The sequence below is a fragment of the Stenotrophomonas maltophilia genome (genome assembly GCF_006970445.1).
Classification (GTDB): Bacteria; Pseudomonadota; Gammaproteobacteria; order Xanthomonadales; family Xanthomonadaceae; genus Stenotrophomonas; species Stenotrophomonas maltophilia_AU.
In genome coordinates, this window is the sequence record NZ_CP033877.1 from 4,255,056 (window position 1) to 4,276,772 (window position 21,717).

A 21,717-nucleotide genomic window follows, 5' to 3' on the forward strand; every position below is an offset into this window, starting at 1 on the left:
CGATTCTGGGCGGTGGGGTGCGGGCTGTCAGCCACCTATTGGTCGTAGGTGGCACAGAACGGTAGTGCCGGCCGCTGGCCGGCAACCTCGGGATCGCGCACGGGTGCAGCCGGCCAGCAGCCGGCTCTATCAAAACCCAGGGATCGTCGTAGGTGGGAGGATGGTAGTGCCGGCCGCTGGCCGGCAACTTCGGGATCGCGCACGGGTGCAGCCGGCCAGCGGCCGGCTCTACCAAAACCCAGGGATCGTCGTAGGTGGCAGGACGGTAGTGCCGGCCGCTGGCCGGCAATTTCCCAATCGGGATGGTCGTGCAGCCGGCCAGCGGCCGGCTCTACCAGGCCTTGGGCTCAACGCAGCGCCAGATCCACGGCGATACCCGCAAACAGCGCGGCACCCACCCAGTTGTTGTGCAGGAACGCCTTGAAGCACGGGCCGCGTTCGCGGTTGCGGCAGATCCAGAACTCGTACACCACCAGCGCGGTGGCGACGGCCACGCCGGCCAGGTAGTACCCGCCCAGCCCGCCGCGCACGCCAACCAGCGCCATCGTGGCCAGGAACAGCGCGTACAACACGCCCTGGATGACCAGGTCGAGATCACCGAACAGGATCGCGGTGGAGTGCGAGCCCATCTTCAGGTCGTCCTCGCGGTCGACCATGGCGTACCAGGTGTCGTAGGCGGTGGACCACAGGATGTTGCCGGCATACAGCAGCCAGCCCAGCATCGGCACCTCGCCCTGCACGGCGGCGAACGCCATCGGGATGCCCCAGCCGAACGACATGCCCAGGTAGACCTGCGGCAGATGGGTGTAGCGCTTCAGGTACGGGTAGCTGGCGGCCAGGAACACGCCGATGAAGCTGAGGCCGATGGTCAACCCGTTCAGGGTCAGCACCAGGCCGAACGCCACCAGCATCAGCACGGCGAACAGTGCCAGCGCGGCACGGCCGCTGATTGCGCCGGTGGCCAGCGGGCGCGCCTTGGTGCGCTCCACATGCGGGTCGAGCCAGCGGTCGGCGTAGTCGTTGATGACGCAACCGGCCGAGCGGGTCAGCCACACGCCGGCGGTGAACACGAACAGCGTCCACAGCGGCGGCAGGCCGCCCGCGGCCAGCCACAACGCCCACCAGGTGGGCCACAGCAGCAGCAACGTGCCGATCGGGCGATCAGCGCGCATCAGGCTCCAGTAATGCCGCCAACGCGGCGTCGCCGGCGACTGCGGCGAAGTGAGGGGGGTATCAGCCATGGCGATAGGATACTCCTGCCCCTCTGGCAGGGCTTTGCCCGTGGGGGGAGATTTGTTCGGCGAAACTGGATAGAATGCCCGTCCCGCATCGCCTCATGGCGCTGCGATGCCCGCCCCGGCACTGGCCGACGGCGCGGCGGTTCTACAACGCGCCCGTAGCTCAGCCGGATAGAGTAGTGGCTTCCGAAGCCATTGGTCGGGGGTTCGAATCCCTCCGGGCGCGCCATCTTCCCCTGTGTTGCCTGCACGTCGCCAGCTCGCGCTGGACGTTGCCACGTGCTTCATCAACACTGCGCGCATGACGCCACCGGATCTGCTGCAGCTGGCGGCAGGCGCTGCGATTCTGGGCCTGGCCGCCTTGTCCACCGGAGTGAGCTTCGGCCGCGCCCGGCGTGGCAGCCACCTGCTCACCACCTTCTTCGCCTGTTTCGCCGCCGCCAATCTGTTCGGACTGGTGCTGTTGGGTGGCCAGGCCTGGCTTTCGGCCGACGCGGTGCGCTGGTTGCGGGTCATTGAAGTGCCGCTGGTCTATCTGCTCGGTCCGCTGCTGTATGGCCATGCGCGTGTGCTGCTGTCACCTGCACCGGACCACGCATCGTCGCTGTCGCTCGCGCATCTGCTGCCGGCCATGCTCGCGTTCGTCGTTTCCCTGTTGAATGCTGTTGCCCCTTTCGACGTCTCGCCGCTGGGCAGGGTGCTGTTCCAGCTCAGCTTCCATGGCTGGCTGCTGCAGGGCACGCCCTACCTGCTGGCCACGCTGTGGCTCTCGCTGCGTAGGTCTTCGGCCCCACGCGGAACCGCGATCCAACGCAGCGGACTGCGCGGGCTGGCGATCGTGATGGCGGGCTGCTGGCTTGCCAGCGCGATGAACCGGTGGCCGCCGGACGCCGCTCCGCTGCTGGCCAGCATCGGGCTCAGCCTGCTGACCACCGCCGGCATGTATCTGCTGGCCTGCCGCGTGGTGCGGCAGCAGCTGCGCGCGCCTGCGAGTGCCGCCGCACCGGGCGTAGGGAATCTCATCCCCGCGCCCACCGAGGACGTCGCCGTCGCACGCTACGAACGCTCGGGCATCGACGCAGCACAATGCGCGGCCATCGCCAGCGCGCTGACCGCATTGATGCAGCACGAGCGCCTGCATGAGGCCCCGGGGCTCGATCTCCAGGGCTTGAGCCAGCACAGCGGCTGGTCCCCCAACCAGGTCTCGCAGGCGCTCAACCAGGGTTTGGGCCAGAGCTTCTCCGAGTTCGTGACCGGCTTCCGCATCACGGCCGCGAAGTCCTTCCTCTCCGACCCCGCCGACCCACGCAGCGTGCTGGACATCGGCCTGGCCGCCGGCTTCGGCAGCAAGTCCACCTTCAACAGCGCGTTCAAGCGCGCCACCGGGCAGACACCGAGCGAGTACCGCCGCAGCCGCGCCACCTCCGGCTGAACGTCCAATCCTTCACGCCCGGTCGAACGGCGCCCGCCGCTGCGTTGCCATCAGCGCTCGACCCGACGAAGAAGGTGATGCGATGCGATGGCAACGGATGATGTTCGGCCTGCTGTGGATGCTGGCGGTTCCCGTGCAGGCTGCGGTGGGGGATGCGGCGAGTGTGCTGGCCCGGGCCCGTGCAGCCAGTGGCGGCGAGCCGTGGCTGTCGGTGCAGCGCCTGCAGGCTGAGGGCGAGCAGTCGCTCGGTGGCTTGCACGGGCGCTGGCAGCTCAACCAGGACCTGCGCGCCGGTCGCTATGCCGAACAGGCCCAGCTGGGAGCCTTCACCGTCGCCCAGGGGTTCGACGGCCAGCTGTCCTGGCGGCGTGACTATGGCGGCGAGGTGGGCCTGCTGGACGGCAGCGTGCCACGCCGCACCGTGCGCACGCAGGCGTGGCTGGCCACCCGCGCCTACTGGTCCAGCGCCTATCCGGCCTCGCGCTTTGCAGGCCCACGCACCGAGGCCCACGACGGGCAGCGCTATGACGTGCTGGCGACGACGCCGGAGGGCGCGGACCCGATCGAACTCTGGTTCGACACCCGCAGTGGCCTGCTCGGCCGGGTGGTCATCGCCTCCGCGCGCACACCCACCGCCACCACGCTGGAAGACTACCGGGCGGTCGATGGCCTGCTGCTGCCCCATCGCCTCATCACTGACACCCTCGATGCCCAGGGCCGTGCCGATCCGCGGCTGCGCAGCGACGTGCAGGTGCAGCGCTACCGGGTGGATCTCCCTGTGCCGGATGGGCTGTATGCACCACCAGCGATGGCCGACGACAGCTACATCGAGGATGCCAGCGGCACCACCCGCGTCCCGTTCGACCTGATCAACAACCATGTCTACATCGAGGCCGACGTGGACGGCCAGCCGGCGCGCTTCCTGGTGGACACCGGCGCCATCAACCTGCTGACACCGATCGCCGCCAAGCGCCTGGGGCTGACCACAGCGGGCCGCCTGAGCGTGCATGGTGCCGGCGACAACGCCAGCGACCTGGGCCTGGCGCAGGCCCGCCACCTGCGCATCGGTGGCGCGCACCTTGCAAACCCGGTGTTCCACATCATCGACCTCGGCCAGCAGATCAACTCGATGGGCGTGCCACACGATGGCTTCATCGGCTACGAGACCTTCCTGCGCTTCGTCACCACCTTCGACTACGGCGCGCGCGTGCTCAGCTTCACCCGACCGGGCCACTACCAGCCGCCCGCCAACGCGGTGGTGCTGCCGTTCGAACAGGACGACCGCGCACCGGTACTGAATGGCGAACTGGACGGCATCCCGCTGCGGTTGTGGCTGGACACCGGTTCTCGCAATTCTCTGAGCCTGAGCAGCCCGTTCGTGCGTACCCATGGTCTGTTGGAGAAGTACCACGCCAGTGAGGAGGCGGTGCTTGGGTGGGGCCTCGGAGGCCCGGGCCGCGCGCGACCGGCCCGGCTCGGTGTGCTGCGCATGGGCAGCATCGAGGTCACCGGCCTGGTCGGTGACCTGTCCAGCACCGACAAGGGCGCGCTGGCCCTGGCCGACTATGGCGCGATTCTCGGTGGCGGCGTGCTGCGGCGCTTCTCCATGGGCATCGACTACGATGCCAAACGTCTCTATCTGGTGCCCAACGCTGAAAGCACGCAGGCCGATGCCTTCGACCGCAGCGGGCTGTGGTTGCAAGCCGAGCACGGTGCACTGCGTGTGGCCGATGTGGCGCCGACCAGCGCTGGTGCGCGCGCGGGGCTACGAAGGGATGATCGCATCGTCATGATTTCAGGCGAGCCGATTGCCACGCGGAGACTGGCGGACTGGCGTGCGCTGCTGCGTGAGCGCCCGGTTGGGACGCGCGTGGGCATCCGTTATCTGCGCGATGGCCAGCAGGTGGATACCGAGCTGGCGCTGGCGGACCGGGTGAATGAGCGCTGGTCTGCCGATTGAGATCGCGCAGACCGCTGTGGGGCACCCTCTGCGCATGCGGTGGGTGCCGCTGAGCGGGGGTGACCGGGAATCTCGCACAGCGGTGGCAACGTCAGGGAATGAACGATGCCGAGCGACGCTCGCAACCGGCTGCATCCCGTACCACGATGGAGTACTCCGTGTCCGCGCTGGATTGGCCGGGCAGGAATACGCCATCACCATCGAACAGAACGCTCTGCTGTTCACCCTGCCCGATCGACAGCCCGATCGCTCCCGGTGTGATTTCCTCAAGGATCACGTTGTAAGGCCGCCAGGCATCCTCGCCTGTACGCCTCATCTCTGCGCGAGCGGTCCTTGAGTTCAACCTGCGTCTTTCATCCACCCACAGCTGAAGTGGCTGATCAGCGTTGTGGGTGATCTGGAAGCGCCCGAAGGTCAACCCGTCGACTCTCTCGGTGCCAACATAGGTGAAATGGGCCGGCGGACACTTCGTGGTGCGGTTCGGATGCGCCGCACAGGATGTCAGTGCAACCACGAGGCAAAAGGCAGTCAAGCGCTTCATGGGTTCGAGGCCTGATGTGGGTTGTTGTCGCGGCGGCATGCGGCGGTGAGGGCAACCAGCACTACGCCCCAGAGCGGCGTGAGCAGCACGGCGCTCATCACCATCAGCGAAACCGGTACCTGCCAGAGCAGCGATGGCCTGAACCCGCTGAATCTATAGGCTTCCAGTGCAAGCACCACGACCTGGGCCAGAAGGCCCGCGAGCAGCCCCAAGCCAGCCCCCTTGGCAAGCCGCCTGATCGTCAGGCGACCAGCGGCGGGAACCCGTGCGCCAATTCCCAGCAACAGAAGGCTGACGGCATACAGCCAGAAGAAAACTTGATGTGAGTCGAAGGCGTAAAGCGCCCTGCCCACAATGTGCAGGAACAGCCAGAGCGCTCCACACGACACCGCGTAGGCCAGCCCGTACCGAAGAATCTGCCTGGCTTTCATCTTGTATCTCTCCGAGAGCGTGCAGACCGATCGCGTTCTTTTGTGGAGGAGCGCGGGAGCTCATGCACCTTGCCTCCCGCTTGGCGCCCTACTCGCGCAATGCATCGCGCAGCGCTCGAGAGTACCTGCCTGCCTCCAGCATTTGCAGCTGGACCAGTGGAATCCGATATCTCCTGAACAGTGCAGCCAGTTCCCAGACCTCCGCCTCCAGAACCGCATCTGGATCCAGGGGTAGATAGATGACATCCCCTCTGCCGACCACATTCCCGATGCAGCCGATTCGACCAATCCACTCGAAGAAGAACCGTTCATCCTGCTGAGAAAAGAAAACTACCCTTTTCGCTTCAAGCTCCATGGTAAATCACCGTCCATTCAACCAAGTAATTTGGATTACCCATCCCATTCCAGCCTTTGCACTGATTACTCTGGACCGGCGACAACGAACAGAGCTGTCAGCGCGCTGCAGAACATCCTGCGAAGACACTGTTGGGCTTCTCCTTCAAGCTCACAGCGATCACACGGCGCATGGGATGCTCCGGAACCTGCACGCATATCTGCAATCACACTTCTTCACTCAACCTCCCCCCTATCTCGTAGAGAAGGCAGGCCAGGGCGGAAAGATGATAGGCCAGTGGTTCCTGCTGCCCCAATGCGACTCTTTGAGTACCAGAGTAGTCATCGAAAAGACCTCCAACTTCAAGCTCCACCCGCTCACCGCCGATGGAGTGGCGTTCCGACCACGGCACCACGCGGTAGAACACGTCCTCCACTTCAATCTCTTGCAAGCCCCTGGAGCGCAGCTCGTCGAACAGTATTGATGAGACCTTTTCCAAGGTGTCCAAATTCATCTTCATGCTAGACATCAAATTCTAATTTCATAGGGCCAGGGTGGTACTGAAAAGAAGATTGCGCCTACCGACCCACAGCGGGCATCTGCGCCCCATACTGGAGGTGAGACGGAGAGTATCTGAAAATCAATATCTGCATATTTCCCGCATCCTGCCGAGAACGGCCGCACTTGCCCGTCCGACTTCGAGCTTCCGTATCAATCCAGCACATTCAGGCCGATCACCAGTTTTCGCTCCATAGATCACGGGCTCACCCTTCCTATCTACTCCATCCAAATAGAGCACTGCGCAATCACCAGCGATCGTACCAACGCGCACCGCACGAACCTTCTCGATACTGGCGTCTGGACCGGCTGCACCCTCGCACATCCCACCGTAGTACGCACTACTCAGCTCAGCGTAGATGGGTTTCAGCTGCAGCTCCCCTAAGCGGTCATTCCCGCATCCGCTCAGGGCGAGCACACAGACGGACGCGAAAGACAAAGCGCGTAGGAAGAAGCCTTTTGCATCGAGAGAACTCCTGAGCAACCCCGATTTCATTTGACTGCTTTCCATTACTCCCCAGAACGATCTGCTCGAACGCATTGGTCGTGCCGCGCAGATCCCCCTTGTGGTTGCCGAACGCGCCATTGGTCGCACCCCTGGCGTCATCCGCCAGATAGTAGGCGGAGCTCGACGCTTCAGCGCACTATAGCGCCGCCGAGCATCGACCGAATACGTTGGCGGGCTTCTCCCGAAGGCTCACGGCAACCACCCGTTGCTTCTGCTCACCGCAGCCCCCCATCACCCCATACATGATGAGAAGTCCCTTGTCGTTGACGTAGCCGATGAACTTGCCCCTACTTTCATCCGAAGCAGCCCTGGCGAGATAGACGCTCTCCCCGGGCGCTGGCTTCAGGTCACTCAACGGCATTGGACCGATCTTCCCTTCAACCTCTGATGCCGATACCACGACCAGCGAATGCTTCAACATCCACTCCGCAATGGCTGCTTCACTAGCAGGATCAAGCGTGGAAATGCGGTCAAGCGGCAGGGTCGTTGAATTGCCAGGGAAAATCGCACCGGACGAAACATCTACCCAGTCCGACTTCCATTCCGTATGTTGAAACTGGTGAATGCTGCAGCCCCCCAGCATTGGCAAGAGCAGCACCGCTGCACGCAAGATGCCAGCCTTCGGCATAGACATGAGAGCCCCAGAAAGGGCCGGCCAAATGCTAATTGCCATCTGCAACCCGTTCTGCAAAACGATCCAGGATTTGTACCTCGCGCCCAAGATGGTATGTCATCTTTTGACTTCCCTATCATGGGCTGGCGCTTGGCGTGTCGCTACTCTGCTCCGGGTTTGCGGCAGCGTGCGTAGTCGAAGCACCCGGCCTGCGCGCATAGCTGTAATCGGGATCCCGGCAGGCGCGCACGATCGGACTTCGTGCGTGCCTGATCACGCCCGGGAACCAGCACAGCACCAGCACTACCAGACAGATCATTCCCAGCCGTGTCCATTCACCCGCGACACTGGCCCCGATCAGCGGCAATGACGCCACCAGAATGATGACCTGTGTGTACAGAAGATAGAGCGTGTACGTGCCCAACCGCGGGTCTGAACGAAGCTCGACGCGACACCCCCGGCAGGACGTCTTCGCTTGACGCTTTCCAGCAAATCGCAGAGGAAAGCGCTGCCCGCTAGCGCCACAAAGTGGGCAGATGAAGGTCATCAGGCGCATCGGTAGAACTTCTCTTCAGAAATTTCCATCACCAGGCTCCATCTGCGGCGTCGACCATACGCACCACATCATCAAACCTCGGGTCCTGGCACATCATTTCCAGTGGTGTCCGATCAAGCTCATTCCCTGCGTGTGGGTCTGCACCACACCAGAGGAGATAGGCCGCTGCCGCGACGCTGCCATGTGCCACCGCGCTTGCCAGCGGCGTCAGATCAAGATCACCACGCACATCGATGGTGGTCACGAAGGGCATCAATGCGCTGAGGAGGGCCACATCGTTGTAATAGGCCACCACATGCAGGGGCGTGTCCTCATAGGCTCCCTGGGTCTCCGGACAAGTCAGCACCGTATCGCCGAAGTCAGTGTCGACACCGAGCCGGGAAAGCAGTTCGCTGAGTACAGGATCGATGATGTTCATCGGGCTGCAGGCACGGTAGAGCCCATTGCGTTGGCCCGATGGTGGTCCGTCCTGTAATCCATCTCTCCGTCAGCTCCCTGCCGGCCTACATGCCGCGCAGCCCGCCCCAGCTCAAACCAGGCGGTGTGTGCGCCGTGGAGCGATGCCCTCAATCGGTCAATGCGCCACCAAATCCGATCACTCCGCACCCACGATGGATTCACGCGGAAATGAAAATTCCGTCCCCATCCGGCGTGTCCGTCTGCTGTTGCCCCCGTGATCGATAGCTCGATTGCCCCCGGGAAGCTCTGCTCAAGAATCATGATTTGACGGGAATCAACCGGCCTTCCCAAGTGCCCTCTACTAGAAGTGCAATCTCTGCGCCGACAGAGGCCTCAATGAAGACCAAGGTGTCGCCATCGACAATTTCCCGGGCAGCCATTTGGTCTAGACCAAGGAGGAAGCAACACCGCTGGAATTCAAAGGAATCTTCCTTTCGATTGAAGACCTTAAGATCGAGCACGACATTCTGGCTAGAGAAACCATCAACGCTTGCTCTCCTGACTCGACCAAAGACCAAATCATAGGATGCCTGCGAAGATTCATCGAACAGAGAAACAGTCACACCTGACACCGGATCAAGACGAATTCCAGCCAGCTGGAAATCGTGGATATCAATACTCATAGGCGCACCTCTTTGGCCAATCGCTTGCCGGAACCCCCGTCTACTTCAACTGAGTGAATGCCATCAAAGATCATTAACCCAGGCTGGGGGCCAGGATACTCCGGCAACCCATTAAAGTTAGCATTGATATCAAAGATCGAGATTTCCAGGCGATTCGCTTCACACCATGAAAATCCGTTGGCCACGCAATCATGGAGACCACCATTTTCCTCAATGAATTCCTCCAAATCCTTAATCAACATTCAGCCCCCCTTACGGCACCGGCACTAGATTTCTCGGCGGGAACAAGCGCGACCCCTCCAAGAAAATGAGGCAGCTTGATGCGGTGCGCAGCCATGCGTCCCAATCAGTGCGCCAACCTTTTCCTTCTGCATCAAGATCAATCGGCGAGTGTGCCGTAGGCGTACTTGACCTGCGACCGTGAGCTTTCACGGCACTTCAATTCGGCAGCCGTCGCGGCCAATCCAGTCTACGTCAAGGCCAACTCCGCGCGAGTTGGCCTCAGAACTGGCGCAACCCATTCCCAACAGGTCTGCAGAGGACAGCCTCCAGATCTCGATCATTGCGACGATTCCACACGTATTGCCGCTGACCATCCGAGCCCATCATTATTATTTCTCGAGCATTCTTGCGAACATCCTGCAGAGGAACTGAAGGAGCAGCACACCTGTAATAGAGAGAGATGTTTGGCGGCAGCTCAGCATTAAATCCAAGCGAATCGCGAATCAGGGGCACCGACTCATTTCCAACCTCCAACATCCCGTTTTCCTCAATATAGCGCACCACATAGCTTGTATCATATGAAATATAGTAGAGGCCCGCCTCAGTATCCGACCGAATATTGATAGACGTAGCGTCACCAGGAATCGCCACAGCCTTTGCGACAGACAGATCACCTTCGTCAACTATTTTTGATAACGAATCATAGCTACGCCCCGCCTGATTGCAGCCGGAAATAATGACCACAAAAATCAATAGTGAAAATGCCAGTCCATTTACCTTAGTCTGCACCTTTCCACTCCGGAATGTAATTCTTCAGAAAAACACGAGACGAAACCGGGACATAGCTGGCACAACGCCTCGCACAATCTTCACCCAGCTTACACGCCGCTCCTTTGCGGTTTGCGGCCATGTCTCCATAGTTATCTATCTGCATCTCTGAATGACCCCTTGGACGGCCATCCCCGTAGAGGCCGACCCGGCCTGCATAGTAGTCCTTCACCTCTTTCAGCGCCATTAGCTCCAACACAACTCCGGGGTTACTTGTTACTTGGGTTGCCCGACAAGCCGCTAAGCAATGATAGAACTGATCTGAACCGGTTATTTTTCTCGACTTCATCTCCGAGTTATATCTTATAAGTATTCTGCCCGCCACGAGCGCATCACCGATGTCTGTCGCTGGCGGCGCCTCAGGCTGCTTCATTCGATACTTTCCGAACTGGAATTGCCCAGACTCCAAACCTAACGCATCCAGATTTGAGTTCGGATTCGACTCGGCATATGAGTATGTCGACACACCTGCTTCCAACCCAATCGGATCACTCTGCGAGTACCGCCCCACTGCTGGGTCATACTCACGCTGGTAGTTGTAGAACAACCCACTCGCACTCGTTGCCTGCTGGCCCGGGAAGCGCAGCGCCAGCTCGAACGCCACACCATCCCCATCCGGGTCGGTACTCGGAATCTGGTTGCCGAACACCTCGCTCTTGTTGCTCCACTCCCAGATCGCCACATCGCGCGCCGGGTCGATCACCACGCGCGGGGTACCCAGATGATCCGGCTGGACGTGGGCCAGCTCTGGCACACCTGCGCTTGGCACACTGATCAGCGCCACCGGGTAGTTGTCCAGCCAGATGGCCTGCTGCTGCGCCTGGCCCGTGGCCGAGTAGTTGCCCAGCCACTGCCCAGCCTCGTCGTACAACGTGATCTGCGCAACGCCACCGGCCGGGGTACGCAGCACGCGCTCACCGCGGTGGTTGTAAACGTAGTTTTCCAGCACGGCATCACCCTGCTTCACCGCGTTCATGCGGTTGGCATCGTTGTAGGTGAACGTCTTGCCGCCGATGCCGGTGGTGTTGCCCGCCGCGTCATGGCTGCGTACCTCGCCGTCCACGGCAGTCAGCCGGTGGCTGGTTGCGGGATAGGTGTAGCTGGCGGTGCCTGCCGAGGTGGTCAGCGCGGTGCGATTGCCGGTGGCGTCATAGGCATAGGTTTCAATCGGCGTACCGGTCGTACCGTCCTGGGTCTGGGTCAGACGGCCGAGCGTGTCGTAGGCGCACGTGGCGAGCACCGCCGAGCCTGCGCCGTTCTTCAGCTCGGTGATCGAACCGACCGGGTCATAGCCATAGCCCAGCGACAGGCCGCCCGCGGCCGGTTCATGCACCGCCTGCGGCCAGACACTAGGTCGCCCGGCCGCAGGGGCTCTGAGGACGGGGAATCTCAGGGGGGCGAAGCTGAACGCGCCTTTGCGCCGACCAGCCTTCCCCAGCTGTGCACCTCTTAGTGAACAGTACGTCCAAGAATGCGAACCGCCACAGCTTCCCAGGCGCGATGCGCTTGACCGAAGTCGAGCGCAGCACCTATCAGCGCAGTGTTGCGATGACTGCCACGTCATCGCCGAGCCTCAACTTGGGTATATATCGAACGAGAGATCTAAATCCAGGTCAGCAAGATGACGAAGAGTCCGACTTTTCAGGACGAAACCCGAATTAGTGGAAGAGAACCATCCTATAAAGAACTCGGCACGACCACCAGATGCGGCTATGCGCCTAAGGAAATCTTTCTTTCTCTCCAGCCCCATCACCAACTTATCCAATGAGGCTTCAAGCTCGTCGCCATCTTCAATCGAATACGCATGGCACCAGAATGATTCCTTTCTGACACCACCAATTTCCCTGCCATTCCCCGCTAGCTTTGGATCGCCAGCCGTGTAGAAAATCTCTGGAGCAAGCCCAAGCTCCCCCTCAAACAAAGAGGCGTCCATATCAGGGTGCGTGATTCGCAATGAAATAGCATATGTCGTTTTCTCAATCATGGCAGATAGTCATCCAATTTTCCCTGATCAGAGGCTTCGCCGCCCTCATTCACCCAGATCGAGCGATCAGGACTGACGCCGACCCAATCCTTTCCTCGAGCATTGATCCCACGCTTTATTCTGTGAATATCGCTACTGCTTAGTCCTGGGTATTGATCGATCGGCTTGGTGCCTGCGGGGCAGTCTTGGGGTCGCTGCTCTCTATCTGGCTTTGCGGCCATCTGAATCAGCGGTCGCACCGGACTTATGGGGCTCGTGATAATGCCAATTCCCTTTAGAACGATGTCTTGGGCAATGGCATCTGTATTGATGTAAATGTCTCCGGACTGTCCGTACTCGCCCCCCCCTCGATCCGGGTTGTAAGGAACATAGCCTGGTGGAGCAACTGGCAGAGGCAGGGGAATGGCCTGGAGTCCCAGGCTATCAACTCTTTGCAGAGAATTCCCTCCAACGTATCCGTAGGTGCTGATCCCACCTTGTAACCCAATCGGATCACTCTGCGAATACCGCCCCGCCGCCGTGTCGTACTCGCGCTGGTAGTTGTAGAACAACCCACTCGCATCCGTCGCCTGCTGGCCCGGGAAGCGCAGCGCCAGCTCGAACACCACGCCATCGCCGTCCGGGTCGGCACTCGGAATCTGATTACCGAACACTTCGCTCTTGTTGCTCCACTCCCAGATCGCAACATCGCGCACCGGATCGATCACCACGCGCGGCGTACCCAAATGATCCGGCTGTACGTAGGCCAGCTCTGCCACACCTGTGCTTGGCACATTGATCAGTGCCACCGGGTAGTTGTCCAGCCAGATGGCCTGCTGCTGCGCCTGGCCCGTGACCGAGTAGTTGCCCAGCCATTGCCCCGCCTCGTCATACAGGGTGATCTGCGCAGCGCCACTAGCCGGGGTACGCAGCACGCGCTCGCCGCGATGGTTGTAGGCGTAGCTTTCCAGTACGGCATTGCCCTGCTTAACCGCGTTCATGCGGTTGGCATCGTTGTAGATGAACGTCTTGCCACCGATGCCGGTGGTGTTGCCCACCGCGTCATGGCTGCGTACCTCGCCGTCCACGGCAGTCAGCCGGTGGCTGGTTGCGGGATAGGTGTAGCTGGCGGTGCCTGCAGAGGTGGTCAGGGCGGTGCGATTGCCGGTGGCGTCATACGCATAGGTTTCAATCGGCGTGCCGGTCGCGCCGTCCTGGGTCTGGGTCAGGCGACCCAGCGCGTCGTAAGCGTACTTGGCCAGCACCGCCGAGCCTGCGCCGTTCTTCAGCTCGGTGATCGAACCCACCGGGTCATAGCCGTAGCCCAGCGACAGTCCGCCCGCGGCCGGGTCGTGCACCGCCTGCGGGCGATAGTCCAGGTCGAGCGGACGCTGCAGCTGGCGGCCATTGCCATAAGTCCAACCGGTCGCCGCGCCGAAGGCCGCATAGGTCACGTTGTTCACCACGATCTGGCGCGCCTGGCCGGGCCGGGTCAGGCCGATCTGGCTGATGCGCCCCTGGGTATCGCGCACGTAGTCGGCCACACTGCCATCGGGGTAGGTCAGCGCGGTCAGGCGACCCGACTTGCTGTAGGCATAGCGCAGCGTGCTGGCAACGCCGTTGACGGTCTGCACCTTGCGGGTGACCTGGCCGAAGCGGTCGTGGCAGTACTGGGTGCTGCCATTGGCGTGCAGCACCTGCCCCAGCCGTCCCTTCGCGAAGCGCTCGTCGGCGGCACAGGCGGTCGGTGCCACGTCGTAGTTGTAGCCCACGTCCAGGTTGGGGTCCGGGTAGGCAATGCCGATCAGGCGGTTGAGTGCATCGTAGTGATAGGTGGCGGTGACGCCGCGTGCATCGGTAGTGGTCTTGCGGTTGCCTGCCGCATCCACGGTGAAGCTGCTGGCGCCACTGTCCGGGCTGACCTGGCCGGTCAGGTCACCGAACCCGTTGTAGGCGTAGGTGGTATGCAGGCCCTTCGGGTCGGTGACCTGGGTGACCTGGTCCAGCGCGTTGTACTGGCTGCGGATCTCGGCCGCGACGCCGCCGACGTCCTGCAGGGTCTGCGCCAGGCGGTTCAGCGGGTCGTACTGCTGGCTGGTCACGCGCTGCAGGGCGTCGGTGATCGTCTGCGGGTTGCCGTTGGCGTCGTAGACAAAGCCGGTGGCGTGATTGCCTGCGTCCTTCAGCGCGGTCAGCTGGCCAAGCGTGTTGAAGGTCCGTGCCAGGGTGCGACGCAGGGTTCCGCCGGTGTCCAGCGTGTCTTCCTTGAGGCGGTTGCCGGCGTTGTCCAGCGCATAGTGAATGGTGTTGCCCGCACTGTCCGCGATGTCCGTCAGCCTCTGGGCGGCGTCGTAGACATAGGTAACGCTGCTGCCGTCAGGCTCGGTGACCTGTTGCACCTGGCCGGTCGGCCAGTAGCTGATCTGGGTCACTCGATCCTCGGCAGTGGTCGCGCCGCGTACGGTGATCGAGGTCGGCCAGCCACGTGCATGGTAGGTGTAGGCGGTGACCACGCCGTTGGCATCCCTCGCCGACAACGGCCGCCCGAGTGCGTCGTAGGCCAGGGTCTCAACCGTCTGGCCCAGCGCATTGGTCACACTGCGCAGGTCGCCCTTGCGATAACTGCAGGCACCATTGGCCGCGCATCCCGCGTCGTCCGCGGTGTAGTAGGCATAGGTGGAGACATCCGCCACATCACTGCGTGGGCCATCCACGCTACGCAGCAGTCCTACCAGCGGGCACTCCGGGCCCTCGGCCTCACAGTAGGTCTGCGTGGTGACGCGGGTGTCACCGGTCACCATGTCGCGCACCGTGATGGTGGTTGGCTGGAGGCGTGCATTGCGTGCGATGCGGATCTCACGGTTACCGACGGTCTGCTGCACCAGCCGATTGCTGTCCATGGCCACGCGCGTTTCGCTGACGCGCTGATCCGGGGTACCCGCCGCTTCCGTCGTGGTGGTCACGCTGACGGCGCCTGCGGCAGAATCGCTGGCCTCAGCATAGGCGTAGCTGGTGACAACACCACGGCGATCGGTCAACGACTGCAGCCGACGCCGGAAATCGGTGCCCTCGGGCAGATAGGCGCGAGTGATGCTGCCGTTGCTTTCGGTGATGCCATTGACCTTGCGCGGAAGGCCGCTGGTACCGCTGGCGGTCAATGCGTAGGTGCTCTGCTTGCCCAGTGCGTCGGTAACGATGGTGGTGCCTGCCGGGGTGTACTCCAGGCGCACGCCATCAATGCCCACGTCGGCTTGACTGCAATCGCCGGAATGGCGGCTGCAGGTGACCCGCCCTTGCGTGTCATAGCCGTACCAGCTGTAGCGCTGGTTGTCTTCGGCGGTAATGCCAGTCAGGTAACCCGGGAAGCGGGCGTCTTCATAATGGTAAGTACGACTGGCGCCGTCTGCGTAGGTCGCACGGATCAGTTCGCCGGCCGGTGAATAGGCGTAGCTCACCACAGGCTGGCCGGCGACCATCACCGCGGAGATCAGCGAGTCGTCACCTGGCAGGAGGTACTGAATATCCAGACGCCGCCCGGTTGAATGGGTGACGCTGAGCAGGCGGCCACGGCTGTCGTGCGCATAGGTCAGCGACGTTCCGTCCTCGAAATCGCGACGCTGCATCAGGCCGGTGGAACTGAACAGGATGCGCTCCCCGGCGCGTGAGAGCAGCCAGTTGGAACCCTGCTGCGTTACCCGCTCGCCGCTGCCGTCATTGGCTTCGTAGTAGGCGCCGCGCTTGGGGAAAGCGAGGTGCGTGCCGTCCTGACCGATCCGACCGACCTTCACTTCGGTGCCCGGTGGGAACGTGGTGCTGTCCACACCGACCGTCAACCGCAGGTTGTGCGAGTGCGTCCAACCCGTGCCCAAGGCGGCTCCAGGCGTGCTGGTCAGCGAGTGGTAGTGACGGCGGAAGCTGATCCAGCCCAGATCGAAATCGGGCTCGGGCTGGGTCTTGTCACCTGTTGTCGGGTCGCATGGATTTCCAGGTGCATCACACTGTTGCGCGATCATCGGGCTGTGGTATCGGCGGGTCATCGCCGCCGTCCCCGTCTCAAGCGCCGGGGGCATGCCGCACATCTGCAGATCTTCACGCCACTTCATGATGGTGCTGCTGGTATTGGGGCACTTCACTTCCCGTGTCCGCTGGACAGGGCGTGGCGCTGTCATCGGCTCGCAGGTTGCACTGCCTGCATTGAAGAAGTGGTAGGAAACGGTGGCCACGCCCTGCTCACCCACATTGCTGCCATCGGCGCCGGCACCTGCGCCACCGCCAGGGATCCCCGTCCACGCCTGTGTCATCGAAACCTGCGGCGCCGGGCAGGCGGGCTCCATGGGCACCGTCAGCCTGAGCGCCTCGAACAGGGCCTCCTCCGAGCCATGCGCCTGGCTGTCGAAGCGGTATGTCCAATCAGTCTTGATCAGCTTCGCGGGCTTGATCGCGTAGTCATAGATGATCTTGTCGGTCAGGGTAGTGGTCCCCCGCATCTCCCAGCTGAAGGGGCCATAGGCCTGATGGGCGGCAAAGCGGGTTTCAATGTCCTTCTGTACCAGCTTCTCCGTCGCACGGGGCTGGTTGCCGGACGCGAACGCGAACCACTGCTTCTTCACCTCCTGCGCCTGAACCGCAGAGGTGCCCATGCATCCCAGCGCGGCCATCGCCAGCACTGCGCTCGACAGATCCTTCAATCGCTTCAACATCCCTGTTCTCCTTCCTGGACGAACACAGCACCGGCAGGAACGAGAACGTGGGGCGGTTGCCTCACCACGTCATGCGTCGGATCGTCCCTGGTCCGGAATGCGGGCTGACCGCACGGGGGACGTTATCTCCGATGTGGTTTACACATTCAAGTCAGAAACTGTGGAATGGGTCGGATTTCAGAGTTTTCTGATAAAGCGGGCGGCCGACCGAACGGGCGGCCGAGCGTGGGCCCGGCGCTACAGGGGCCAGTACGCCATATACAGCAACGCCGGGCATGGCCCGGCGTTTCCGTCACAGCATGGAAGGGGTAAACCTCAGTACTTCCCGTCGAATGCGAAGATCGGCTTGCGCTGCTTCCACGCACCGGCGGTGAAGTCCGGGAACTCCAGCGTCTGGAAGCTGTTCGCGATCGACTGCTCGCTCAACGGGGTGATCGCACTCCAGGTCACCGCGTCGTAGATGTCGATCGGCATCGGTGCCTTGGCCTTCAGCGCTTCAACAAAGGCATGGATGACGAACCAGTCCATGCCACCGTGGCCGGCGCTGGCGGCGGTGTCGGCATTCTGCTTCCACAGCGGGTGCTCGTACTCGTCCTGGTACTTCTTGAACTCTTCCCACTGGTGCGGCGGGCTGCGGCCTTCGATGTGGATCGAATGGTTCACGTCCATCCACAGGCCCTTGGTGCCCTGCACGCGGAAGCCCATCGAATACGGGCGCGGCAGCGAGGTATCGTGCTGCAGCAGGATGGTCTCGCCGTTCTCGCAGGCCAGCGTGGTGGTGACGATGTCGCCCAGCTTGAACTTCACCTTGGTGCTGGGATGGGTGGTGCCGCCACTCTTGGCCACAGTGTATTCGTGCAGGCCGCGCGCCTTGGTCGCGAAGGCGTTGATGTGGGTGAAGCGGTTGCCGCGGTTGATGCCGGTGTACATCGCGCAGGGGCCGATGCCGTGGCTGGGATACAGCTCGCCGTTGCGCTCCACCGAATGCTCGGTGCGCCAGCGTGCTTCGCTCCAGCCCTTGGGACCGAATTCCACGCCGCTGTCGTAGGGCTGGTTCGGGTCGCCGGAATTGAACTTCACGCCGCGCAGGTCGTGCTGGTAGCCGGCCTGCAGGTGCACCAGCTCGCCAAACAGGCCCTGGCGCACCATCTGCAACGCGGCCATCACGTCGCGGCGGTAGCAGACGTTCTCCAGCAGCATGTACGGGGTGCCGGTACTCAGCTGGGTCTTCAGCACGTCCCAGTGGTCCTGCAGGGTGATGCCGGCCACCACTTCACAGCCCACGGCCACGCCGGCCTGCATCGCGGCAATCGCCATCGGTGCGTGGTATTCCCACGGCGTGGCGATGATCACGCCATCGATGCCCTTCTGTTCCAGCAGTCGCTTCCAGGCATTGGTGTCGCGGTCCTGGCCATAGGTCTTCGGCGCCGGCTTGCCGGCCTTGGCCACCATGTCCACGGCGCGGCCAAGCATGATCGGCTCGATGTCGCACAGGGCGACCACCTCGACATCGTCGCGCCGCACCAGCTCCTTCAGCAGCACCAGGCCGCGCATGCCGGTACCGATCATGGCCAGGCGCACCTTGCGCCCGCGTGCCCAGGCCGGGGTCTGCGGCAGCAGGCTGCTGGCGGCGACAGCGGCACTGGCCGCGATGAATTCCCTACGCTTCATGGCAAACATCTCTCCTCTTGGCAGCGTGCCGGCCGCAGCCGGCACGCCAGGTCACGCAAACGGAATTACTTGAACCGGTAGCCGATGGTCACACTGTAACCACGGCCGAAGATGGTTGCGTAGTCACTGGAGTCACCCAGGAAGCTGTTCGGATCGTAGAACGGCAGGCGGTTGAACAGGTTCTTGACGGTGAAGCTCAGGTTCCACGCATCATCCGGGCGCCAGGTGACGCTCATGTTGGCGGTCCACCACGACGGCGCGCCGTCACACTTGCTCTTCTGCAGGGCCAGGTAGCCGCCGGTGCAGGTTTCCTTGTTGTTGCTCACTTCATCGACCTGGTCGGTGGCCCACTTGGTGCCGCCGACGTAGTTGACGAACATGCTGGTGGTCACCTGCTTGTAGGTCCAGTCGGCATTGAGCGTGGCACGCAGGCGCGGGTTGTTGTAGTAGCCCACCACGTCGCCGTAGTACCAGCCGTTCTCCGCGTCCATGTAGAAGCGGTTGCGGTTGGCGATGGTCGCGGCCAGGCCGATGTTCAGGTTGCCCCAGTCGCCCAGCGAGAAGCGGCTGCGCGCATCGATGTCGAAGCCGTCGATCAGGGTCTTGCCGCGGTTCTTGTACTGGCCCACCACGCTGGCTACGTTGCCGGCCGAGTAGCCCGGCAGGTTCGTCGGGCAGCTCACGCCGCTGGCGGGGTCGGCGCACATCGCCGCCAGCTGGGCCAGGTTGGCACGGTCGCTGTCGGTGATCGGCGAGCGCGACATCGAGATGATGTCTTCCATGCGGCGATAGTCCGGCGCGACGATTTCATTGTTGCGGTAGATGAACCAGTAGTCGGCCGACACCGACAGCCAGCTCGCCGGCTCGTAGACGAAGCCAAGGGTGGCGATCTTCGCCTTCTCCGGCTTCAGGTCCTTGTTCGGCTGGGTCATGCGCGCCACGGTGCGGCTGCAGTCGACGTTGAGCAGGGTCTTGCCGAGATCGACATCGCCCGGCCGCTGCGACTTCAGCAACAGGTTGGCGATGGCGTTGGTCTCGTTGCAGCGCAGCTCGTCACGGAAGCCGCCGAGCTGAGCGAACACGCCACCGTTGCCGGACTCGGCCAGGCTCGGTGCACGGAAACCGGTGGAGTACGTACCGCGCAGCATCAGCTGGTCGAACGCCTGGTACTTGAAGCCGATCTTCGGCGCGACGTTGGCGCTGAAGTTCGGGTACTTGTCCACGCGCACCGCGGCATCCAGTTCCAGCTTGTCGGTGATCGGTGCCACGGTCTCGGCGAACAGCGCGTAGGTGTTGCGCTTGCCGTCGAACCACGATCCGCCCTGCTGGGAAATCAGGCCATTGGCTGCATCGGCGTTGCCCGGGGTGTAGAAGGTTTCGCGGCTGGCGTTGAAGCCGAACGCGGCGCGCATCTCGCCGGCCGGCAGCTGGAACAGCGGGCCTTCGATCTTGCCGTCCAGGGTGTGCAGGCGCGTCCACGACTGGATGTCGAAGGTCGGGAATGCTTCGCGGATCAGCGCAGCGTTGGCTTCGCTGATCTCGCCGAACTTGTACGCCGGGTGGTCGGAGATGATCACGCGACCCGTGGTCGGATCGATCGAGTACGGGCCGAAGGCCTTTTCGAAGCCCTTGATGTTGACGTTGATCGTCTGGTACGTGGTGGAATGCGTACCGGCGCTGGCGAACGCGGTCTCCCAGTTCCAGTCACCCCGGTTGCCACGCGCGCCGGCCAGCACGCGGTAGCTCTTGTCGGTGTTGCGCTGGCCGAAGTAGTTCGGGCCGGCATCCTGCAGCAGGTAGTTCAGGCCGACCACGCCGCCCATCATCGCCTTCATTTCCGGGCTGGCGTGGTTGTACTCGTTGTTCGGGCCCAGGAACGGGTACAGGAACTGGTTGACGTTGTTGCCGGTGTTGCGCGAGAACCAGCTGGTCGGGTTGCCGGTGGTGGTGCCGTAGGTGCGCGGCGTGCCGCCGTTGGCACGCAGGTCGATATCGGTGTAGGTCGCCTCGGCGAAGATCTCGGTGCTGTCACCGACCAGGAAGGTACCGTTGAGGTAGGCGGTGTTACGCTCCGATTTTGCGCCCGCATCGACCTCGTTGTTCATCCAGGTTTCCCAGACGCAGCGCGGGCCGGCCGCTTCGCTGGTCAGCACGTTCTTGCAGCCGGGTGCAGCTTCCTGCACGCGGCGGCCGGTGACCGGATCGAAGGCGAAGTAGCTGCCCGGATTGAACTCGCCCGGCTTGCTGCCTACGCCCAGGCGCAGGTTGTTGAGGTAGTTCGGATTGTTGACGTAGTACTGGTCGGGCCGCTTGTCATAGAAGTCGGCCAGCGGAATCGCATCGCGGCGGTACATGTTGACCGCGCCGTAGATGTTGAAGCGGTTCTCGGTGAGGTCACCGAAGCCGGCGGTGATGCTGGCCTGGCGCTCGCCGTAGGAATCGATGCGCGACGAGGTGTCGTTGGTGAAGCTGACCTCGGCGCCCTGGAAGTTGCGCTTGGTGATCACGTTGATCACGCCGGCCACCGCGTCGGTGCCGTACACCGCCGAGGCACCGTCGGTCAGCACTTCCATGCGCTCGATGGCCGCGGCCGGGATCGCGTCGATGTTGACGAACTGGGTCTGGAAGCCGGCGGGCGCACCGTAGTACGACAGGCGACGTCCGTTCAGCAGCACCAGCGTGCCCTGTGCACCCAGGCCGCGCAGGTTGGCCTGCGAGGCACCATCGGAACCGGTGAACAGCGAGCGCGCATCCTGCTGCGCCGGGCGTGCGGCGGGCAGGTTGTCGAGCACCTGCAGCAGCGTGCGCGCGCCCATGTTCTGGATGTCCTGCTTGCTGATTACCTGCACCGGCGAGGCGGTTTCAACGTCGGTGCGGCGGATGTTGGAACCGGTGACCTCGATGCGGGCCAGGTCGGTGGCTTTGTCCTTGCTCTCCTGGGCGAAGGCAGGAGCGGCAATCGAGAACAACGCGCCGGCAATGGCCAGCGTCAGCGGAGCGATCGAGCGACAGGGGGGGCGGTGGTGGCGGGCGGGCAACATCGGGGTTCTCTCCTGGCAGGGGTGCGGCGCAAAAAGTGA

At 62.7% G+C, this 21,717-nt stretch carries 16 protein-coding genes, 1 tRNA gene and 1 pseudogene; 3 read left to right on the forward strand and 15 right to left on the reverse strand.

Features of this window, described 5'->3' with window-relative positions:
• Window positions 1–347: 347 nt before the first annotated feature.
• Window positions 348–1,241, reverse strand: a complete 894-nt coding sequence (gene ubiA / locus EGM71_RS19535; protein ID WP_005411493.1) for a 4-hydroxybenzoate octaprenyltransferase — start codon at window positions 1,239–1,241, stop codon at window positions 348–350.
• A gap of 149 nt (window positions 1,242–1,390) precedes the next feature.
• On the opposite strand from ubiA, the gene EGM71_RS19540 reads away from it, so the two are divergent.
• From EGM71_RS19540 to EGM71_RS19550, 3 genes are all read left to right on the forward strand, one after another.
• Window positions 1,391–1,467 (forward strand) — tRNA-Arg (locus tag EGM71_RS19540).
• Between the two features lie 72 nt (window positions 1,468–1,539).
• Entirely contained in the window at window positions 1,540–2,670 is a 1,131-nt protein-coding gene (locus EGM71_RS19545; protein WP_188486532.1) for a helix-turn-helix transcriptional regulator, read from the forward strand.
• An 82-nt stretch (window positions 2,671–2,752) separates the two neighbouring features.
• Complete coding sequence (locus tag EGM71_RS19550; RefSeq protein ID WP_188486534.1) at window positions 2,753–4,630, forward strand: aspartyl protease family protein; 1,878 nt, start codon at window positions 2,753–2,755, stop codon at window positions 4,628–4,630.
• 91 nt (window positions 4,631–4,721) lie between these two features.
• Here the strand turns inward: EGM71_RS19550 and EGM71_RS19555 are convergent, their stop codons facing one another.
• The 14 genes and pseudogenes from EGM71_RS19555 to EGM71_RS19620 form a co-directional block, all read right to left on the reverse strand.
• On the reverse strand, window positions 4,722–5,171 hold the full coding sequence (locus EGM71_RS19555; RefSeq protein WP_188486536.1) for an adhesin: 450 nt from the start codon (window positions 5,169–5,171) through the stop codon (window positions 4,722–4,724).
• Window positions 5,168–5,602: a hypothetical protein gene (locus EGM71_RS19560; protein WP_188486538.1), complete on the reverse strand. Its 435-nt coding sequence runs from the start codon at window positions 5,600–5,602 to the stop codon at window positions 5,168–5,170. The genes EGM71_RS19555 and EGM71_RS19560 overlap by 4 nt, the downstream gene beginning before the upstream one ends.
• Before the next feature lie 88 nt (window positions 5,603–5,690).
• The gene (locus EGM71_RS19565; protein WP_188486540.1) at window positions 5,691–5,957 is read right to left on the reverse strand and encodes a hypothetical protein; all 267 of its coding nucleotides are present in this window, start codon (window positions 5,955–5,957) and stop codon (window positions 5,691–5,693) included.
• Window positions 5,958–6,162: 205 nt separating this feature from the next.
• Complete coding sequence (locus tag EGM71_RS19570; protein ID WP_188486542.1) at window positions 6,163–6,456, reverse strand: hypothetical protein; 294 nt, start codon at window positions 6,454–6,456, stop codon at window positions 6,163–6,165.
• Between the two features lie 682 nt (window positions 6,457–7,138).
• Window positions 7,139–7,636, reverse strand: coding sequence for a hypothetical protein (locus tag EGM71_RS19575; RefSeq protein WP_223224510.1), 498 nt, complete (start codon window positions 7,634–7,636; stop codon window positions 7,139–7,141).
• Window positions 7,637–8,199: 563 nt separating this feature from the next.
• Window positions 8,200–8,589 (reverse strand): ankyrin repeat domain-containing protein, encoded by a 390-nt coding sequence (locus tag EGM71_RS19580; protein WP_188486543.1) that lies wholly within the window; start codon window positions 8,587–8,589, stop codon window positions 8,200–8,202.
• A 298-nt stretch (window positions 8,590–8,887) separates the two neighbouring features.
• Window positions 8,888–9,253 carry a hypothetical protein gene (locus EGM71_RS19585; protein WP_188486545.1) on the reverse strand — a complete coding sequence of 122 codons (366 nt, stop codon included), beginning with the start codon at window positions 9,251–9,253 and terminating at the stop codon, window positions 8,888–8,890.
• Complete coding sequence (locus tag EGM71_RS19590) at window positions 9,250–9,495, reverse strand: hypothetical protein (protein ID WP_188486547.1); 246 nt, start codon at window positions 9,493–9,495, stop codon at window positions 9,250–9,252. The genes EGM71_RS19585 and EGM71_RS19590 overlap by 4 nt, the downstream gene beginning before the upstream one ends.
• 259 nt (window positions 9,496–9,754) lie before the next feature.
• Window positions 9,755–10,264 (reverse strand): hypothetical protein, encoded by a 510-nt coding sequence (locus EGM71_RS19595; protein ID WP_188486549.1) that lies wholly within the window; start codon window positions 10,262–10,264, stop codon window positions 9,755–9,757.
• A gap of 445 nt (window positions 10,265–10,709) precedes the next feature.
• A pseudogene (locus tag EGM71_RS19600) lies at window positions 10,710–11,645 on the reverse strand (RHS repeat-associated core domain-containing protein); the annotation flags it as partial.
• A gap of 231 nt (window positions 11,646–11,876) precedes the next feature.
• Window positions 11,877–12,287: a DUF4279 domain-containing protein gene (locus tag EGM71_RS19605; RefSeq protein ID WP_188486551.1), complete on the reverse strand. Its 411-nt coding sequence runs from the start codon at window positions 12,285–12,287 to the stop codon at window positions 11,877–11,879.
• Window positions 12,284–16,966, reverse strand: a complete 4,683-nt coding sequence (locus EGM71_RS19610; protein ID WP_223224511.1) for an RHS repeat-associated core domain-containing protein — start codon at window positions 16,964–16,966, stop codon at window positions 12,284–12,286. Before EGM71_RS19610 ends, EGM71_RS19605 begins: the two co-directional genes overlap by 4 nt.
• A 315-nt stretch (window positions 16,967–17,281) precedes the next feature.
• Window positions 17,282–18,637, reverse strand: a complete 1,356-nt coding sequence (locus EGM71_RS19615; protein WP_164115020.1) for a Gfo/Idh/MocA family protein — start codon at window positions 18,635–18,637, stop codon at window positions 17,282–17,284.
• A 65-nt stretch (window positions 18,638–18,702) separates the two neighbouring features.
• Window positions 18,703–21,678 (reverse strand): TonB-dependent receptor, encoded by a 2,976-nt coding sequence (locus tag EGM71_RS19620; protein ID WP_188486553.1) that lies wholly within the window; start codon window positions 21,676–21,678, stop codon window positions 18,703–18,705.
• Window positions 21,679–21,717: the final 39 nt, after the last annotated feature.

Excerpts from the sequence above, each read along its gene's own strand:
- EGM71_RS19550 (WP_188486534.1), top strand. The coding sequence starts at position 2,753 with ATGCGATGGCAACGGATGATGTTCGGCCTGCTGTGGATGCTGGCGGTT.
- EGM71_RS19610 (WP_223224511.1), bottom strand. The coding sequence starts at position 16,966 with ATGTTGAAGCGATTGAAGGATCTGTCGAGCGCAGTGCTGGCGATGGCC.
- EGM71_RS19615 (WP_164115020.1), bottom strand. The coding sequence starts at position 18,637 with ATGAAGCGTAGGGAATTCATCGCGGCCAGTGCCGCTGTCGCCGCCAGC.
- ubiA (WP_005411493.1), bottom strand. The coding sequence starts at position 1,241 with ATGGCTGATACCCCCCTCACTTCGCCGCAGTCGCCGGCGACGCCGCGT.
- EGM71_RS19565 (WP_188486540.1), bottom strand. The coding sequence starts at position 5,957 with ATGGAGCTTGAAGCGAAAAGGGTAGTTTTCTTTTCTCAGCAGGATGAA.
- EGM71_RS19590 (WP_188486547.1), bottom strand. The coding sequence starts at position 9,495 with ATGTTGATTAAGGATTTGGAGGAATTCATTGAGGAAAATGGTGGTCTC.
- EGM71_RS19620 (WP_188486553.1), bottom strand. The coding sequence starts at position 21,678 with ATGTTGCCCGCCCGCCACCACCGCCCCCCCTGTCGCTCGATCGCTCCG.
- EGM71_RS19545 (WP_188486532.1), top strand. The coding sequence starts at position 1,540 with ATGACGCCACCGGATCTGCTGCAGCTGGCGGCAGGCGCTGCGATTCTG.
- EGM71_RS19570 (WP_188486542.1), bottom strand. The coding sequence starts at position 6,456 with ATGAAGATGAATTTGGACACCTTGGAAAAGGTCTCATCAATACTGTTC.
- EGM71_RS19555 (WP_188486536.1), bottom strand. The coding sequence starts at position 5,171 with ATGAAGCGCTTGACTGCCTTTTGCCTCGTGGTTGCACTGACATCCTGT.
- EGM71_RS19560 (WP_188486538.1), bottom strand. The coding sequence starts at position 5,602 with ATGAAAGCCAGGCAGATTCTTCGGTACGGGCTGGCCTACGCGGTGTCG.
- EGM71_RS19580 (WP_188486543.1), bottom strand. The coding sequence starts at position 8,589 with ATGAACATCATCGATCCTGTACTCAGCGAACTGCTTTCCCGGCTCGGT.
- EGM71_RS19575 (WP_223224510.1), bottom strand. The coding sequence starts at position 7,636 with ATGTCTATGCCGAAGGCTGGCATCTTGCGTGCAGCGGTGCTGCTCTTG.
- EGM71_RS19605 (WP_188486551.1), bottom strand. The coding sequence starts at position 12,287 with ATGATTGAGAAAACGACATATGCTATTTCATTGCGAATCACGCACCCT.
- EGM71_RS19585 (WP_188486545.1), bottom strand. The coding sequence starts at position 9,253 with ATGAGTATTGATATCCACGATTTCCAGCTGGCTGGAATTCGTCTTGAT.